This window comes from Enterobacter cloacae complex sp. P17RS (genome assembly GCF_014895885.1).
Classification (GTDB): domain Bacteria; phylum Pseudomonadota; class Gammaproteobacteria; order Enterobacterales; family Enterobacteriaceae; genus Enterobacter; species Enterobacter bugandensis.
Window position 1 is genome coordinate 1 of sequence record NZ_JADBQK010000018.1, and the last position, 16,522, is coordinate 16,522.

The 16,522-nt window shown below is 59.0% G+C and carries 16 protein-coding genes; 11 read left to right on the plus strand and 5 right to left on the minus strand.

The features are described 5' to 3' along the window. Nucleotides 1–222 precede the first annotated feature (222 nt). The 3 genes from IM265_RS14375 (at nt 223) to IM265_RS14385 (ending at nt 3,417) form a co-directional block, all read left to right on the plus strand. The gene (locus IM265_RS14375) at nt 223–1,722 is read left to right on the plus strand and encodes a PTS transporter subunit EIIC (RefSeq protein WP_028012223.1); all 1,500 of its coding nucleotides are present in this window, start codon (nt 223–225) and stop codon (nt 1,720–1,722) included. A gap of 83 nt (nt 1,723–1,805) precedes the next feature. Further along, nucleotides 1,806–2,822 carry a Mal regulon transcriptional regulator MalI gene (malI, locus tag IM265_RS14380; protein WP_193032196.1) on the plus strand — a complete coding sequence of 339 codons (1,017 nt, stop codon included), beginning with the start codon at nt 1,806–1,808 and terminating at the stop codon, nt 2,820–2,822. Nucleotides 2,823–2,895: 73 nt separating this feature from the next. Next, entirely contained in the window at nt 2,896–3,417 is a 522-nt protein-coding gene (locus tag IM265_RS14385; RefSeq protein WP_088205210.1) for a metal-dependent hydrolase, read from the plus strand. Between the two features lie 42 nt (nt 3,418–3,459). Here IM265_RS14385 and cysS read toward each other — a convergent pair whose 3' ends face one another. Next, a complete protein-coding gene (gene cysS / locus IM265_RS14390) occupies nt 3,460–4,845 on the minus strand; it encodes a cysteine--tRNA ligase (protein WP_041911037.1) in 1,386 nt (461 codons plus the stop codon). 175 nt (nt 4,846–5,020) lie between these two features. Between cysS and ppiB the strand changes: the two genes are divergently transcribed. The 5 genes from ppiB (at nt 5,021) to mnmH (ending at nt 9,089) form a co-directional block, all read left to right on the plus strand. Further along, nucleotides 5,021–5,515, plus strand: a complete 495-nt coding sequence (gene ppiB, locus IM265_RS14395) for a peptidylprolyl isomerase B (protein WP_193032194.1) — start codon at nt 5,021–5,023, stop codon at nt 5,513–5,515. Nucleotides 5,516–5,518: 3 nt separating this feature from the next. Continuing rightward, complete coding sequence (lpxH, locus tag IM265_RS14400) at nt 5,519–6,241, plus strand: UDP-2,3-diacylglucosamine diphosphatase (protein ID WP_041911038.1); 723 nt, start codon at nt 5,519–5,521, stop codon at nt 6,239–6,241. A 119-nt stretch (nt 6,242–6,360) separates the two neighbouring features. Beyond that, nucleotides 6,361–6,870 carry a 5-(carboxyamino)imidazole ribonucleotide mutase gene (purE, locus tag IM265_RS14405; RefSeq protein ID WP_006809824.1) on the plus strand — a complete coding sequence of 170 codons (510 nt, stop codon included), beginning with the start codon at nt 6,361–6,363 and terminating at the stop codon, nt 6,868–6,870. After that, nucleotides 6,867–7,934 (plus strand): 5-(carboxyamino)imidazole ribonucleotide synthase, encoded by a 1,068-nt coding sequence (gene purK / locus IM265_RS14410; protein ID WP_028012218.1) that lies wholly within the window; start codon nt 6,867–6,869, stop codon nt 7,932–7,934. The genes purE and purK overlap by 4 nt, the downstream gene beginning before the upstream one ends. Nucleotides 7,935–8,018: 84 nt before the next feature. Continuing rightward, nucleotides 8,019–9,089: a tRNA 2-selenouridine(34) synthase MnmH gene (gene mnmH, locus IM265_RS14415; RefSeq protein ID WP_045260707.1), complete on the plus strand. Its 1,071-nt coding sequence runs from the start codon at nt 8,019–8,021 to the stop codon at nt 9,087–9,089. Nucleotides 9,090–9,211: 122 nt separating this feature from the next. On the opposite strand, the gene IM265_RS14420 is transcribed toward mnmH, so the two are convergent. The 3 genes from IM265_RS14420 to ybbA all read right to left on the minus strand — a co-directional run bounded on the left by IM265_RS14420 (nt 9,212) and on the right by ybbA (nt 13,637). After that, a complete protein-coding gene (locus IM265_RS14420) occupies nt 9,212–10,357 on the minus strand; it encodes a porin (RefSeq protein ID WP_047367634.1) in 1,146 nt (381 codons plus the stop codon). A gap of 182 nt (nt 10,358–10,539) precedes the next feature. Further along, nucleotides 10,540–12,954 (minus strand): putative ABC transporter permease subunit YbbP, encoded by a 2,415-nt coding sequence (gene ybbP, locus IM265_RS14425; RefSeq protein ID WP_059357446.1) that lies wholly within the window; start codon nt 12,952–12,954, stop codon nt 10,540–10,542. Continuing rightward, nucleotides 12,951–13,637, minus strand: coding sequence for a putative ABC transporter ATP-binding protein YbbA (ybbA, locus tag IM265_RS14430; protein WP_041912055.1), 687 nt, complete (start codon nt 13,635–13,637; stop codon nt 12,951–12,953). Before ybbA ends, ybbP begins: the two co-directional genes overlap by 4 nt. On the opposite strand from ybbA, the gene tesA reads away from it, so the two are divergent. Genes tesA through IM265_RS14445 form a run of 3 tightly spaced genes read left to right on the plus strand, consistent with a single transcriptional unit; the run spans nt 13,608 to nt 15,943 of the window. Next, nucleotides 13,608–14,231, plus strand: a complete 624-nt coding sequence (gene tesA / locus IM265_RS14435) for a multifunctional acyl-CoA thioesterase I/protease I/lysophospholipase L1 (protein ID WP_028012213.1) — start codon at nt 13,608–13,610, stop codon at nt 14,229–14,231. The two genes, ybbA and tesA, sit on opposite strands and share 30 nt — an antisense overlap. Continuing rightward, the gene (locus tag IM265_RS14440) at nt 14,221–15,030 is read left to right on the plus strand and encodes an SDR family oxidoreductase (RefSeq protein ID WP_102863616.1); all 810 of its coding nucleotides are present in this window, start codon (nt 14,221–14,223) and stop codon (nt 15,028–15,030) included. Before tesA ends, IM265_RS14440 begins: the two co-directional genes overlap by 11 nt. Before the next feature lie 58 nt (nt 15,031–15,088). Continuing rightward, nucleotides 15,089–15,943 (plus strand): co-chaperone YbbN, encoded by an 855-nt coding sequence (locus IM265_RS14445; RefSeq protein WP_028012211.1) that lies wholly within the window; start codon nt 15,089–15,091, stop codon nt 15,941–15,943. A gap of 50 nt (nt 15,944–15,993) precedes the next feature. Here IM265_RS14445 and fetB read toward each other — a convergent pair. Then, a partial coding sequence (fetB, locus tag IM265_RS14450) for an iron export ABC transporter permease subunit FetB (protein WP_226839443.1) occupies nt 15,994–16,522 on the minus strand: 529 nt, incomplete at its 5' end.

Below are 16,522 nucleotides of genomic sequence, written 5' to 3' on the forward strand. Positions count from 1 at the left end.
TCCCCGGACTGTACACCCCAAAGGGGAGAGGGGATCAAAAATCCCCCCATATCCATCACGGTTATTTATCGATCAACTTCAAATAATCACTATTTCATCTGTTGAAAGGTGAGATTTCAGTTGCGCGTTTTTCACTCTTTCCCCACGATAAGTAGAACGTTCTACTAAAACGTTCTACTTACAATAACAGCGCTTAAAAAGCGCTACTCGGGGGAAATCAGCATGAGTCTGATATCAGGGTTTGTTAAATCGCTGTCTAAGTTATCGATGATTGGTCGCGCCTTAATGCTGCCAATTTCACTGCTTCCCGCTGCGGGCCTCCTGCTGGCCTTCGGCGATAAGTTCCACCTGCCGCTGATGATGAACGCCGGCGGGGTTATCTTTGATAACCTGCCGATGCTGTTTGCCATCGGCTCTGCTGTCGGTCTGGCCTCGGAATCCGGCATTGCAGCACTCTCGGCGGCGGTGTCGGTGTTTGTCACTAACATCACCATCAGTACCGTATTAAGCATTACGCCGGAAATGGCCTCTCAGGGCGGAAAATATGCCATGGTGGTCGGCATCCCGACGCTGCAGATGGGCGTCTTCGGCGGGCTTATCTGCGGCATTCTCGCAGCCTGGTGCTACAACCGCTTCCACACCATGCAGCTGCCGGAGTTCCTCGGCTTCTTCTCCGGGAAGCGCTTTGTGGCGATCGCCACGGCGTTCCTCTCTTTCCTGATGGGGCTGCTGCTACCGTACGTCTGGCAGCATATTCAGGCCGGTATCGACGCGCTCTCCGTGATCGTAAACGGTGATAACCAGGCGGCATCAACCTTTATCTTCGGGCTGGTGGAGCGCGCGCTGATCCCGCTCGGCCTGCACCACATCTGGTATCCGTCCTTCTGGTATTCGTTCGGGGATTACACCACCCAGGCGGGCCAGGTGATCCACGGCGACCAGACCATCTGGTTCAAGATGCTCGAAGAGGGGGTGAAATCCTTCAGCAGCGACACCTACCAGAACGCCGGTAAGTTCATGCAGGGCGAGTTCCCGCTGATGCTGTTCGCGCTGCCTGCGGCATGCCTGGCGATGTACCACGAAGCGCATACGAAGAATAAGAAAATCGCGGCCGGTATTCTCTTCTCCGCTGCCCTCACCTGCTTCCTGACGGGGATCACCGAGCCGGTAGAGTTCACCTTTATCTTCGTGGCGCCGATTCTGTACGTCTTCAACGCCATCATGGCGGGCCTGGCGTACATGACTATGTACCTGCTGCACGCGCATATCGCCAAATCGTTCTCGGCGGGCTTTATCGACTACCTGTCGTTCGGGATCCTGCCGTCGTTTAACGGCTATCAGACCAACTTCCTGAGTGCCATTATCATCGGCATTCCGATGGCGCTGATTTACTACTTCACGTTCCGCTTCGTGATCCGTCGCTTCGATGTGAAAACGCCGGGCCGTACGGAGGTGACCGCCAGCGCGAATGACAAGTCCGATTCCGAACTTGCCACCGAAATCATCGGTCTGCTGGGCGGCGCGCAGAACATTGACTCCGTCGGCTCCTGCATCACCCGCCTGCGTCTGGAAGTGGCGAAGAGCGATGCGGTGGACAGGGACGGACTGAACGGGCTTGGCGCGCGCGGCGTGGTCTTCGTCGGCGACAACGGGATCCAGGTGATTTTCGGTGCCAGAGCACAGTTTATCGCCCAGACCATGTCCACCATGATCGGCAAATAATAAGATGCCTGAACGACACGTCTCCTGTACGCTGGGAAACGTGTCTTATCCGGCTGATAATCGGTAAATTTCAGGGAGCGGTTTTGAAGAAAGTCAGCATCATTGATGTCGCAAAGCACGCGGGCGTCTCGGTCTCTACCGTGTCGCTGGTGCTACGTCAGAAAGGGAAAATCTCAGAGGCGACGATCGAGAAGGTCAATGCCGCCATCACGACGCTGGGCTATGTTCATAACGTTGCCGCTGCCAACCTCCGCGCCAACACCTCCAATCTTATCGGCCTGATCCTGCGCGACTTCAGCGACAGCTTTTCCATCAAGGTGATGGCGAGCATCGTTCAGGAGCTGGAGAAGCAGGGTTATATGGTGTTTCTCGGCCAGCCGCTGAACGACCAGGAACATCTGGAACGGACCCTGCTGTCGTTTAAGCAGCAGGGCGTCGCGGGCGTTATTTATCTGGCGTCTGACACCCGTAACGCCGCTTTACCGGAGCAGATCCGCCAGTGCCCGCTGCCGCTGGTGGCGGTCTCGCAGCCTCTGCTGGACGAAAAATGCAATCTGGTCATGCGCGATAATCGCCAGGCGGCGAACCTTGCCGCACGCTATCTTATCGAACGCGGACACCGCACGATCGCCTACATTGGCGGGCGCGAGGGCTGTCTTATCCGCGAGCAGCGCCTGCTCGGCTTTCGCAGCGCGATGACGCAAAACGGGCTGGTCTGGCGCGATGATTATTCACCGGCCTGCAGCGACGACACCCAGGCCGCCGCGATGGCAACGCGCCAGCTGCTGGAGAAAAACAGCTCCATCACCGCCCTGCTTTGCCACTCCCCGGATGCGATGATCGGCTCCATTTCCGGCATTCATCAGGTGGGCCGCACCGTGGGGAAAGACGTGTTCCTGACCCAGCAGGTGGCGCTGATCGGTTTTGAAGATATGCTCCACGTCAACCTCACCTCCCCTTCCTTCACCTACGTCTCTTCGGCCAGCGATGAAACCGGACGACAGGCGGCGGGGCTGATTATCCGCAAGCTGAAGGAGCCGGATCTGCAAACCCAGCGCATTACGCTGTCCGGGCAGCTTATCGCCCGCGAGTCGGCGTAAAATCAGAATTTGACACAGGTTTGCTGCAGCGGATTCGCTGCTATATTGCTGTGATTTGCCATGGATAATTGCAATGCCTACCGTTATCACTCACGCTGCTGTTCCCCTTTGCCTGGGCTTAGGTCTGGGAACGAAAGTCATCCCTCCCCGCCTGCTGTTTGCCGGGATCGTGCTCGCCATGCTGCCGGACGCCGACGTGCTGGCGTTCAAATTCGGCGTCGCCTACGGGAATATTTTCGGCCACCGCGGCTTTACCCATTCGCTGCTGTTTGCCTTTGCGGTACCGATACTCTGCGTGCTGATTGGCCGACGATGGTTCCGGGCCAGCCTGACGCGCTGCTGGCTGTTCTTAACCGTTTCACTGCTGTCGCACAGCCTGCTGGATTCCGTTACCACCGGCGGAAAAGGCGTCGGCTGGCTGTGGCCGTGGTCAGACGAGCGCTTCTTTGCGCCGTGGCAGGTGATCAAGGTCGCGCCGTTTGCGCTGTCGCGCTACGCCACGCCGTACGGGCATGAGGTCATTATCTCGGAACTGCTGTGGGTGTGGCTGCCGGGGGTGGTGCTGATAGGGATGTTGTGGTGGAAAAGAAGGTAAAAGTAGGCCCGGTAAGCGTTAGCGCCACCGGGCGTTACAGACTTACTTACGACGCCAGGTCGTCCCCTGCGGGCCGTCTTCCAGAATAATGCCCATCTCGGTCAGACGGTTACGCGCCGCATCTGCCGCCGCCCAGTCCTTCGCCTGACGCGCTTCCAGACGCGCCTTGATCAGCGCTTCAATTTCCGCCACTTCACCGTCGTCCGCCTGCGCGCCGCTCTGCAGGAACGCGTCCGGCTCCTGCTCCAGCAGGCCGAGCACGGAAGAGAGCTTACGCAGATGAGATGCCAGCGCATTCGCCGCTGCCATGTCCTCTGACTTCAGGCGGTTCACTTCGCGCGCCATGTCGAACAGTACGGAGTAGGCTTCCGGGGTGTTGAAATCATCGTTCATCACCTCAACGAAGCGCGCTTCGAACGCTTCGCCGCCCGCCGCAGGCACAGATTTGTCGGTGCCACGCAGCGCGGTGTACAGACGCTCCAGCGCCGAGCGCGCCTGCTTCAGGTTCTCTTCGCTGTAGTTCAGCTGGCTACGATAGTGGCCAGACATCAGGAAGTAGCGCACGGTTTCCGCGTCGTAATACTTCAGCACGTCGCGCACGGTGAAGAAGTTGCCCAGCGATTTCGACATCTTCTCGCGGTCAACCATCACCATCCCGGAGTGCATCCAGTAGTTAACGTACTCGCCGCCGTGGGCGCAGGTGGACTGCGCAATTTCGTTTTCGTGGTGCGGGAACATCAGATCCGAACCGCCGCCGTGAATGTCGAAATGGTTGCCCAGCTGCTTGCAGTTCATCGCTGAACATTCAATGTGCCAGCCCGGACGGCCTTCGCCCCACGGGGATGGCCAGCTCGGTTCACCCTCTTTGGACATCTTCCACAGCACGAAGTCCATCGGGTTACGCTTCACGTCAACCACGTCCACGCGCGCGCCGGCCTGCAGCTGGTCCAGATCCTGACGGGAAAGCGCGCCGTAGGTTGGGTCCGTCGGCACGGAGAACATCACGTCGCCGTTTTCCGCTACGTACGCATGACCGCGTTCGATCAGCTTTTCGGTGATCTCGATAATTTCGTGGATATGGTGGGTCGCACGCGGCTCGCTGTCCGGACGCAGAATATTGAGGGCATCAAAATCTTTGTGCATCTCAACAATCATGCGATCCACCAGCGCAACAAAGCTTTCGCCGTTTTCATTAGCGCGCTTGATGATTTTGTCGTCGATGTCGGTGATGTTACGCACGTACTTCAGGTTATAGCCCAGGAAGCGCAGGTAGCGAGAGACCACGTCGAACGCGACAAAGGTACGGCCATGGCCGATATGACAGAGATCGTAAACCGTAATACCACACACGTACATGCCGACTTCCCCGGCATGGATAGGTTTAAATTCCTCTTTCTGGCGCGTCATTGTATTAAAGATTTTTAACATCGAAGATTCCATGTAAACACGTGTGTGAGTTGTTTGTTCCATATAATACCCATAATTCGGAATAGGATCAGCACACAATGCAAGGTGATCGCGTCCTGTGGTTATGCTATAACAAGCCCCTATATATGACCCGAAGGCGGGTCGACGTACCACAATAACGGAACAGGATGCAAAAATGGTTACTTTCCACACTAATCATGGCGATATCGTAATCAAGACCTTTGATGACAAAGCGCCTGAAACAGTTAAAAACTTCCTGGACTACTGCCGCGAAGGTTTCTACAACAACACTATTTTCCACCGCGTGATCAACGGCTTTATGATCCAGGGCGGCGGTTTCGAGCCTGGCATGTGCCAGAAAGAGACCAAAGAGGCGATCAAAAACGAAGCGAACAACGGCCTGAAAAACACCCGCGGTACGCTGGCAATGGCCCGTACTCAGGCACCACACTCTGCCACCGCGCAGTTCTTCATCAACGTAGCGGACAACGACTTCCTGAACTTCTCCGGCGAAAGCCTGCAGGGTTGGGGCTACTGCGTGTTCGCAGAAGTGGTTGAAGGTATGGACGTGGTCGACAAGATCAAAGCCGTCTCTACCGGTCGCAGCGGCATGCACCAGGACGTTCCTAAAGAAGACGTTGTGATTACAAGCGTGACCGTCAGCGAGTAATTCGTGGCGACACTCTTTATTGCGGATCTGCATCTGCAAACAGAAGAACCGGCGATAACCGCCGGTTTTCTGCGTTTTTTACGCGGTGAAGCGAAAAGCGCCGATGCGCTGTACATCCTGGGCGATCTGTTTGAAGCCTGGATTGGCGACGACGATCCTAACCCGCTGCATCGTGAAATGGCTGCCGCCATTAAAACGCTGGTAGATTCCGGCGTCCCCTGCTACTTCATTCACGGCAACCGTGATTTCCTGCTCGGCAAGCGCTATGCCCGCGAAAGCGGTATGACGCTGCTGCCGGAAGAACAGGTGCTCGATCTCTATGGCCGCAAGGTGCTGATCATGCACGGCGACACGCTCTGCACCGACGATACCGGCTATCTGGCGTTTCGCGCCAAGGTCCACACCCCGTGGATTCAGAAGGTGTTCCTTGCCCTGCCGCTGTTTATCCGCAACCGCATCGCCGCCAGAATGCGTGCGGGCAGCAAAGCCGCCAACAGCAGCAAATCCCTGACCATCATGGACGTCAACCCGCAAGCTGTGGTGAGCGTGATGGAAAAGCATGGCGTTCAGTGGCTGATCCACGGTCATACCCATCGCCCTGACGTGCATTCTCTGAGCGCCAACGGTGAACCGGCCCATCGCGTGGTATTGGGCGCATGGCATACTGAGGGTTCGATGGTCAAAGTCACTCCCGACGGTGTCGAACTGATCGCTTTTCCGTTTTAACGTTTTCTCGTCGTTTCGCTTGTTTCTCAGCCACGCAACCGTTTTCCTTGCCCGTATAACATGCTATTCTCTGTGCCCTCGAAAGCAGTGTGTTTCGCACCACAGGAGTTTTAAGACGCATGTCTTCCCGCAATAATCCGGCGCGTGTCGCCATCGTGATGGGGTCCAAAAGCGACTGGGCTACCATGCAGTTCGCCGCCGAAATCTTTGAAATCCTGAATGTTCCGCACCACGTTGAAGTGGTTTCCGCACACCGTACACCGGACAAACTGTTCAGCTTCGCCGAAAGCGCCGAAGAGAACGGGTATGAGGTGATTATTGCCGGTGCGGGCGGCGCAGCACATCTGCCGGGCATGATTGCCGCCAAAACCCTGGTGCCGGTTCTGGGCGTCCCGGTACAAAGCGCCGCGTTAAGCGGTGTCGATAGCCTCTACTCCATCGTCCAGATGCCGCGCGGTATTCCCGTCGGTACGCTGGCAATTGGCAAAGCGGGCGCGGCGAACGCCGCCCTGCTGGCCGCGCAAATTCTTGCAACGCACGACAAAGATTTACACCAGCGCCTGGCGGAGTGGCGTAAAGCCCAGACCGACGAGGTGCTGGATAACCCGGACCCGCGGGGTGCGGCATGAAGCAGGTTTGCGTCCTCGGCAACGGCCAGCTGGGCCGCATGCTGCGTCAGGCTGGCGAACCGTTGGGGATTGCCGTCTGGCCCGTCGGGCTGGACGCCGAGCCGGAAGCGGTGCCGTTCCATCAGAGCGTGATCACCGCCGAAATTGAACGCTGGCCGGAAACCGCCCTGACCCGCGAGCTGGCGCGCCATAACGCCTTTGTGAACCGCGACGTGTTCCCGATCATTGCCGACCGTCTGACGCAGAAGCAGCTGTTCGACAAGCTGGGCCTCGCAACCGCCCCGTGGCAGCTGTTGTCTGATAAAAGCGAGTGGAACGACGTCTTCGCCATGCTGGGCGAACTGGCGATCGTGAAGCGCCGCGTGGGTGGCTACGACGGCCGCGGCCAGTGGCGCCTGCGTGCAGGCGACACCGCCGAGCTGCCGGACGACTGCTACGGCGAGTGCATCGTTGAGCAGGGCATCAACTTCAGCGGCGAAGTGTCGCTGGTAGGCGCCCGCGGGCACGATGGCCGCACGGTGTTTTACCCGCTGACGCATAACCTGCATCAGGACGGCATTCTGCGCACCAGCGTCGCCTTCCCGCACGCCAATGCCGACCAGCAGGCGCAGGCGGAAGAGATGCTTTCTGCCATCATGCACGAGCTGGGCTACGTAGGCGTGATGGCGATGGAGTGCTTCGTCACGCCGTCGGGCCTGCTGATCAACGAGCTGGCGCCGCGCGTGCACAACAGCGGCCACTGGACGCAAAACGGCGCCTCCATCAGCCAGTTCGAACTGCACCTGCGCGCCATCACCGACCTGCCGCTGCCACAGCCCGTTGTTAACAGCCCGTCGGTGATGATCAACCTGATCGGGACCGATCTGAACTACGACTGGCTGAAGCTGCCGCTGGTGCATCTGCACTGGTATGACAAAGAGGTTCGCGCGGGTCGTAAAGTGGGTCATCTCAACCTGAACGACAGCGATACCGACCGCCTGAGCGCCACCCTGGAGGCGATCGTTCCTCTCCTGCCGCCAGAATACGCGAGCGGAATTGTCTGGGCACAGTCAAAGCTCAAGTAAGACATCTGCGCCGGGGAGTTGACCTTCCCCTTCCCCGGCGTACAATCCCCGCCCATTGCTGCTGAGTTTTCTTCTGGAATCACCATGAACGATGGAACGGACTATCGCGCGATCCTCGCGTCTGATACCCCTTTAATCGACGTTCGCGCGCCGATCGAATTTGCCCAGGGTGCGATGCCCGCCGCACTCAACCTGCCCTTAATGAACGACGACGAGCGTGCCGCCGTCGGTACCTGCTATAAGCGCCAGGGACCCGACGCCGCGCTGGCGCTCGGCCATAGCCTGGTGAGCGGCGAGACGCGGGAGGCGCGCATTAACGCCTGGCGCGAAGCCAGCCTTGCGCACCCCGAAGGCTATCTCTGCTGCGCGCGCGGCGGTCAGCGCTCGCATATCTCTCAGGCCTGGCTGAAAGAAGCTGGCATCGACTACCCGCTGATCCGCGGCGGCTATAAGGCCCTGCGCCAGACGGCGATTCAGGTCACCATTGAGCAGTCGCAAAAGCCGATGGTGCTTATTGGCGGCTGTACCGGCAACGGTAAAACGCTGCTGGTGAAGCAGCACGCACAGGGCATCGATCTGGAAGGGCTGGCGCACCATCGCGGCTCGTCGTTTGGCCGCACGCTTACGCCGCAGCTTTCCCAGGCGAGCTTCGAGAATCACCTTGCGGTTGAGCTATTGAAAAAAGACGCCGCGCGCTGGGTGCTGGAGGACGAGGGCCGGATGATTGGCTCCAACCACCTGCCGGAGTGCCTGCGCGACCGCATGGTTGACGCCCCTATCGTTGTCGTCGAAGACCCGTTTGAAACCCGACTTGAGCGCCTGCGCGAAGAGTATTTTGACCACATGTGGGCGGATTTTTCTGCCGCGTACGGTGAGGAGGCGGGCTGGAAGGAGTACAGCGAGTACCTGCACCACGGCCTGTTTGCCATTCGCCGTCGGCTTGGGCTACAGCGTTTTGCGGAATTTACGGCGCTGCTGGACGCGGCTCTTGCCGAACAACAGCGAACGGGCAGCACCGACGCGCACTTCAGCTGGCTTGTACCGCTGCTGAAGGACTATTACGACCCGATGTACGGCTATCAGCTGGAGAAGAAAGCGGAGAAGATTGTCTATCGCGGGACGTTCGCAGAAATTGCCGAGTGGCTTAATCGCTAAAAAAAGCCGGGTGGCGAGGTAAAAGCAAAACGGCAACCTGGGTTGCCGTTTTTAATGTTTTTTCCCTCTCCCCGTGGGAGAGGGTCAGGGTGAGGGCATCAGGCCGCACCCTACATGACACCTTAGAAGTCGTAACGCAGACGCACCAGGTTCATGTCGCCCAGGTTGTCGGTGCTGGAGGTGAACACGTGTTCGTAATCCACGCGGAAACCGTAATCCAGCTGGAAGCTGATACCCACGCCGTTGTCGATGCGCTGGTAGTTACGGCCGTTCACGTACTCGATGCGGTCACCCATGAAGTAAGGCTGGATGGATTTCACCGCGTACTGACCGATTGGGAATTTGTACCCTGCGAAGTATTCAATACCCCACGCGTCGCCCGCAAAGTAGTCGTTAACAGACACTTTTTTGGTGGTCAGGAAGTTCTGGTACCAGCCGCCGCCAGCGGAGAAGGTCCAGTTGTCCGGCGTCCAGCTCAGCGCGGTACCGACAATATTCTGGTCGTAGGATTTGCTGTCGCCGTTGTCCGGGTTACGCATGTCCGCGCGGGTGTAGTTCCACGCAGCGCCCCAGGTCAGATCGGTGGTCAGGTGGTAATCGATACCCAGTGAGCCGCCGCCTTTACGCTTGTAGCGCAGGCCGTTGCCCGGCAGGTATTCGCTGTCTTCAAACAGGTAGGATGCATAGATGTCCGCATCGCCCACGGTTTTCTTATATTTCAGCATCTGGCGTGAACGGTAAGAGCCGTCGTAGTCGCCATTGATCCCGTTACCCGGCGCCTGGCCGATCATGTCGTAGTCCCAGATATCGGTTTTCGCGCCCACCACATCGTAGTACACGCTGTTCTGCTGGCCGAAGGTCAGCGTACCCCAGGTATCGCTCTTCAGGCCGGTGTAGAGCATACGGCGTGAGGTGTCGTGCGCGCCGTCGGCGTAGTGGTTATCCCAGTTAAACTGCGCCGGAATGTTCACCCCCAGCTCGTAGTAGCTGATCCAGCTGATGTCGTCAAACAGGTAGTAATCAGCCGCGAAACGGAAGCGGGTACCGCCGTCAAAGCCGTTACGCTTGTAGCCGTTTTTGCCGTCATCGCCGGTCATGTTCTGGAACTGAGGACGAATACTGCCGCCAACGGTGAAGTTCAGGCGGCTCAGCGGGTTACCCGCCTGAGGATCCTGCTTAAGTACGGTGATTTCTGCCTGAGATGCAAAAGTAGTCAATGCCACTGCCGCGCCGATCGTTGCCGCCAGCGCTGATTTTTTTATAGTCATTATTTTTCCTTAATAGACACGCTGCTAAATATTTAGCTGGTGAATATTAACCGGAAATTTTCGGGCTGTGTGGGCGGGTTTTTAATGTTTTGTGCTACTAAATGCGTTGGCATTATCACTTTGTGCTATTTAAGCATTACGCACCGGCATAAAAACCGGTGCGTAATTATTACCATGCCAAATCAATTCACAAACTGCCGGAACAGGGCCTTGCCCTTTAACAATCGCGCCCCGAGCCAGCCCCCGCAGAGGGAGAGCAGCACCGCGCCGCAGAGAGGGAGTACTAGCCAGAGACGCCAGTCAGGCTCCCACGGGAAGTCGAAGACCTTTGTCTGCAGCACCGCCAGCGCCGTCTCCGCGCCAATCGCCGCGACCAGACCCGCCACCAGCCCAAGCAGCGCAAACTCGCTCCAGAGCGTCGCCCGCAGCAGCCGCTTACCCGCGCCGAGCGTGCGGTAGACTATCAGTTCCTGATGACGCTGGCGCATGCCCACCTGCACCTGAGCCAGCAGCAGCAATATGCCGCAGATTGTCACCAGCACCACCATCACCTCCAGCGCGCGGCTCACCTGCTCCAGCACCTGCCCGACCTGTTTGAGGATCGCGCCAATATCCAGCAGGCTCACCGTCGGGAACTCCCGGTTAAGCTGCGTCAGCATGCCGTTGCCGTTTTCCCAGCGGAAGCTGGTCAGCCAGCTCTGCGGCTGCCCGTCCAGCGCGCCCGGCGGGAAGATGAAGAAGAAGTTTGGCCGCAGGCTTTCCCAGTCCACTTTACGGAGGCTGGTGACTTTGGCGGTAAAATCCTGGGTATCACCGGTGAAGGTCACGCTGTCCCCGAGCTTCACGTTCAGGCGCGTCGCCAGCCCCTCTTCCATCGACACCTCTCCCGCTTTCGGCGGCCAGCTACCGGCGGTAATCGGGTTATGGTCGGGACGTTTCTCCTGCCAGGTCAGGTTGAGTTCGCGGTTAAGCGACTCGTCCTTGTTCCCCTCAGTTGACTGACCGTTGATCTGCGTCAGACGCGCGCGGACGATGGGATAGAACGACTCGGGAATAATGTGATGCTCCGACAGGAAGCCCTTCAGCGGCGTCACCTGTTCCGGTGCGATGTTGATCAGGAAATAGTTCGGGCTTTCCGGCGGAAGCTGCTGCTGCCAGCGATCCAGCAGATCCCCGCGAAGCACAAGAAGCAGCGCCAGCAGCATAAACGACAGCGAAAAGGCCGACAGCTGGCTGAGCGTTGACCAGGGCTGATGCAGCAGGCGGTTGACCGCCAGCCGCACCGGCAGGGATTTTACCGTCAGCCTTTTCAGGACGTTGAGCAGTATCCAGCCCAGCACGCCGCACAGCAGCGCCAGTACCACCGCGCCGGCCAGCACGGCCCACAGCAGGGTGCTGCCGCCCATCAGCCAGGCCAGCAGCCCGACCGCAACAGCAATAATCGCCGGAAGATAGAACTTCAGCGGCCAGACGTTCGCCACCACATCATTGCGCAGCACCCGCAGCGGCTGCGTCGCGAGCAGCAGGCGGTACGGGCGCAGCCCCACCAGCACCGAGATCACCGTCATCGCGCCCATCGCCCACAGCCACGGCCAGAGGCTTGCCGGGGGCAAAGCGGCCGGCAGCACCGGTTTCAGCATCACCATCAGCAGTTTTTCAAACAGCAGGCCTATTATTCCGCCAGTGAGCGCAGAGAGGGCCAGCAGCATCAGCCACTGGCCGACGATCAGCTTGCGCAGCTGCGCCCGCCCCGCGCCGAGGGTTTTAAGGATCGCCACCAGGTCGTAGCGGCTGCGGCAGTAGTGCCCCATCGCCACGGCAACCGCCGCCACCGCCAGCAGCAGGGTTAACAGCGCCGACAGCAGCAGGAACTGTTGGGAACGTTCGAGGGATTTGCCGAGCGCCCCTTCGTCCTGCTCCAGCCCGTACCAGCGGTGTTCCGGCTTGAGCTGCGGCAGAAGCCATTTTTCATACGCCTCCAGCTGCGCGGGCGTGCCGCCAAACTTGTAGCGCCAGGTGACGCGGCTTCCCGGCTGGACGGCGTTGGTTTTCGCGACATCGGCGGTGTTCATCAGCAGGCGCGGCGCGAGCTGGAACGGGTTAAAGCCGGAGTCGGGCTCCTGCACCACTTCCCCGGCGATTTTCAGCGTGGCATCGCCAACGTCAATACTGTCGCCGGGCTTCAGGTTGAGAAGTGCCATCAGGCGCGATGCCAGCAGCACCGTGCCGGGCGTCGGCTTTAGCCCCGGCGGACTGGTTTGTAATTCCCCGTACATCGGGTAGATGTCGTCCACGGCCTTCACGCTGGCGAGCTGCGGGGTGTCCCCCGCGAAGGTCATGGTCTGGAAGGTGAGCTGCTCCCCCACCTTTAGCCCTTCCTTGCGCGCTTCCTCAATCCAGCCAGGCGGCACAGGACGCGAGCTTTGCAGCGCCCGGTCCCCGGCCATAAATTCGCGGCTCTGCTGGCTGAGCCCTTTTTCCATACGGTCGCTGACGCTGCCGAGCGCCAGCACGCAGGCCACCGCCAGGCTTAACGCCAGCCAGACAATCAGCAGCGAGGGCGAGCGCCATTCGCGCCAGAACCAGCGGGCGATCATGCTTCCTCCTGAAGAATACCGTTCACCAGCCTCAGGCGGCGGTCGCAGCGGGCGGCCAGCTGCGGATCGTGGGTCACGAGGATCAGCGTGGTGCCATGTTCGCGGTTAAGCGAAAACAGCAGATCAGCAATTTTATCCCCGGTTTTACGGTCAAGGTTGCCGGTGGGTTCATCGGCAAACAGCACTTCCGGGCGGCCGTTAAACGCCCGCGCCAGCGCCACGCGCTGCTGCTCGCCGCCGGAAAGCTGTGCCGGAAGATGGTCGAGGCGCTTACCCAGGCCGAGCTGTTCCAGCAGCGCCTTCGCATGCGTGCGGCTTTCGCGACTCTTTTCGCCGCGCAGCAGCGCCGGGAGCTCGACGTTTTCCAGCGCGTTCAGGGTCGGGATCAGCATAAAGGACTGAAAGACAAAACCGATATGCCGCGCGCGCAGCGCGGCTCGCGCCTCTTCATCAAGCTGGTGCAGCGGTTGCCCGACCAGGTGGACTTCGCCGCTGCTGCCGTCGTCCAGACCGGCCAGAATCGCCAGCAGCGTAGACTTGCCGGAACCGGATTCGCCAATCAGCGCGATGGTTTCGGCGCGTTTGACAACGAGTTCAACTCCGGTAAGGATTGAAAGCTCCTGCTCCCCCTGACCGACGGACTTCTTAAGACGATGAACTTCAACACTGTTTTCCGCTGGCATTTGCCCTTCCTGTTTTTGATGCTGATGACCTTCCGCGCGGCGGCAGCGGACACGTTACTGATTCTTGGCGACAGCCTGAGCGCGGGCTACCGCATGGCGGCCAGCGCGGCCTGGCCGGCTCTGCTCAATGACAAATGGCAAAGCAAGACGACCGTTATCAACGGCAGCATCAGCGGCGATACCTCGCAGCAGGGTCTGTCGCGCCTGCCTGCGCTGCTTAAGCAGCATCAGCCGCGCTGGGTGCTGGTTGAGCTTGGCGGTAATGACGGCCTGCGTGGCTTCCAGCCGCAGCAAACCGAGCAAACGCTGCGCACCATTTTGCGGGACATCAAGGCGGCAAACGCCCAGCCGCTGCTGATGCAAATTCGCCTGCCCGCCAACTACGGTCGTCGGTATAATGAGGCCTTTAGCGCGATCTACCCTAAGCTTGCCAAAGAGTTTGATATTCCGCTCCTGCCATTTTTCATGGAAGAGGTCTATCTCAAACCCCAGTGGATGCAGGACGACGGTATCCACCCCAATCGCGATGCGCAGCCGTTTATTGCCGACTGGATGGCAACGCGGCTGGCTCCTTTAGTTAAACATGACTCGTAATTCAGCGGAGTTCCTGACAGGTAAAGTTATGCAAAAATCGGTCTTAATTACAGGATGTTCCAGCGGAATCGGCCTTGAGAGCGCGCTTGAACTAAAGCGCCAGGGATTCAGGGTGCTGGCAGCGTGCCGCAAGCCTGACGATGTCGAGCGCATGAACGGGCTGGGCTTTACCGGCATACAGCTGGATATGGACTCGCCGGAGAGCGTTGAACGCGCCGCCGACGAGGTGATAGCCCTGACCGAAGGCCGTCTGTACGGTCTCTTTAATAATGCCGGTTACGGCGTGTATGGCCCGCTGGATACGCTCTCGCGCGAAACGCTGGAGAAGCAGTTTTCAACCAATTTCTTTGGCGTCCATCAGCTCACCATGCGTCTGCTCCCGGCCATGCTGCCGCACGGCGAAGGGCGCATCGTGATGACATCGTCAGTGATGGGGCTGATTTCCACCCCGGGCCGCGGCGCCTACGCCGCCAGCAAATATGCGCTGGAAGCCTGGTCCGACGCCCTGCGCATGGAGCTGCGCCACAGCGGCATCAAGGTCAGCCTGATTGAACCCGGCCCGATCCGTACCCGCTTTACCGAAAACGTGAACCAGACCCAGGCGGACAAGCCGGTCGAAAACCCCGGCATCGCCGCACGTTTTACCCTCGGGCCAGAGGCGGTGGTTGCCAAAGTGCGCCATGCTTTTGAGAGCGAGCATCCCAAAATGCGCTATCCGGTGACGCTGGTCACCCATGCCGTCGGCTGGTTAAAGCGCCTGCTGCCGGGCAGGATAATGGACAAAATTTTGCACGGCTGAGTTGAAGCGACGACGCTCATCCCCATGTAAAGAGTAAACCGACAAAAGAGAAAGCCGCATGTCCGTACAGAATATCGTCAATATTACAGAAGCAAACCTGCAACAGGTCCTCGAACAGTCGATGGCTAAACCGGTGCTGTTCTACTTCTGGTCTGAGCGCAGCCAGCACTGTCTGCAGCTGACGCCGGTGCTGGAAAGCCTTGCCGCGCAGTACAACGGTCAGTTCATTCTGGCGAAACTGGACTGTGACGCCGAGCCGATGGTGGCGTCGCAGTTTGGTCTGCGCGCCATTCCAACCGTTTATCTGTTCCAGAACGGCCAGCCTGTCGATGGCTTCCAGGGCCCCCAGCCGGAAGAGGCGATTCGCGCCCTGCTGGATAAAGTGCTGCCGCGCGAAGAAGAGCTGAAAGCTCAGGAAGCGATGGCGCTGATGCAGGAAGGCAAGTACGACGAGGCGCTGCCTTTGCTGAAAGAGGCGTGGCAGCTGTCGAACCAGAACAGCCAGATCGGCCTGCTGCTGGCGGAAACGCAGATCGCCCTGCACCGTTCAGAAGACGCGGAAGCCGTGCTCAAGACGGTACCAATGCAGGATCAGGATACCCGCTATCAGGGGCTGGTGGCGCAGATTGAGCTGCTGAAGCAGGCGGCGGACACCCCGGAAATTCAGCAGCTGCAGCAGCAGGTGGCCGACAACCCGGCGGATGCCGCGCTGGCAAGCCAGCTGGCGCTCCAGCTGCATCAGGTGGGACGTAACGAAGAGGCGCTGGAGCTGCTGTTCAGCCACCTGCAGAAAGATCTGGCTGCCGCAGACGGTCAGGCGCGCAAGATGTTCCAGGAGATCCTGGCCGCGCTGGGCACCGGAGACGCGCTGGCGTCGAAGTATCGTCGTCAGTTGTACGCGCTGCTCTACTAACAAAAAATGCCCGGTGGCGCTAACGCTTACCGGGCCTCCAAAAACGGATATTACCCCGTCTTTTTCAACTGCGTCACCACCAGCTGGTGGCGCGGGTTGTAGAACTTCCGATAGGTCAGGTAGCAGGCAATGATGGTTGACAGGCTCGCCGTGGAAAGCAGCATAAACGTCACCATGATCTGATACTTAATCGCTTTTACCGGATCGATACCGGCAAAGATCAGCCCCGACATCATGCCCGGCAGGCTCACCAGCCCCACCGTTTTGGCAGAATCCACGGTCGGGATCAGCGATGAGCGAATGCTCTCACGAATCAGCCGCGCTGAAGCCACTTTTGGCGTCGCCCCCAGGCTTAACTTCTCCTGCAGCTGCTGCTGTTCACTGCTGAAACGCTGGCCGAGATTGTTGTAGCACAGGCCAACGGCCACCATAGCGTTTCCCGCAATCATCCCGGAGATAGGGATCACCTGCATCGGCGTAAACTCAATCGAGCCAGAGAGCACCAGCACCGCCAGGGTGAGCGCCGTCCCGGTGGTAATCGCGATAAATGACGAGATAAACGCCTTATCAATATATTTA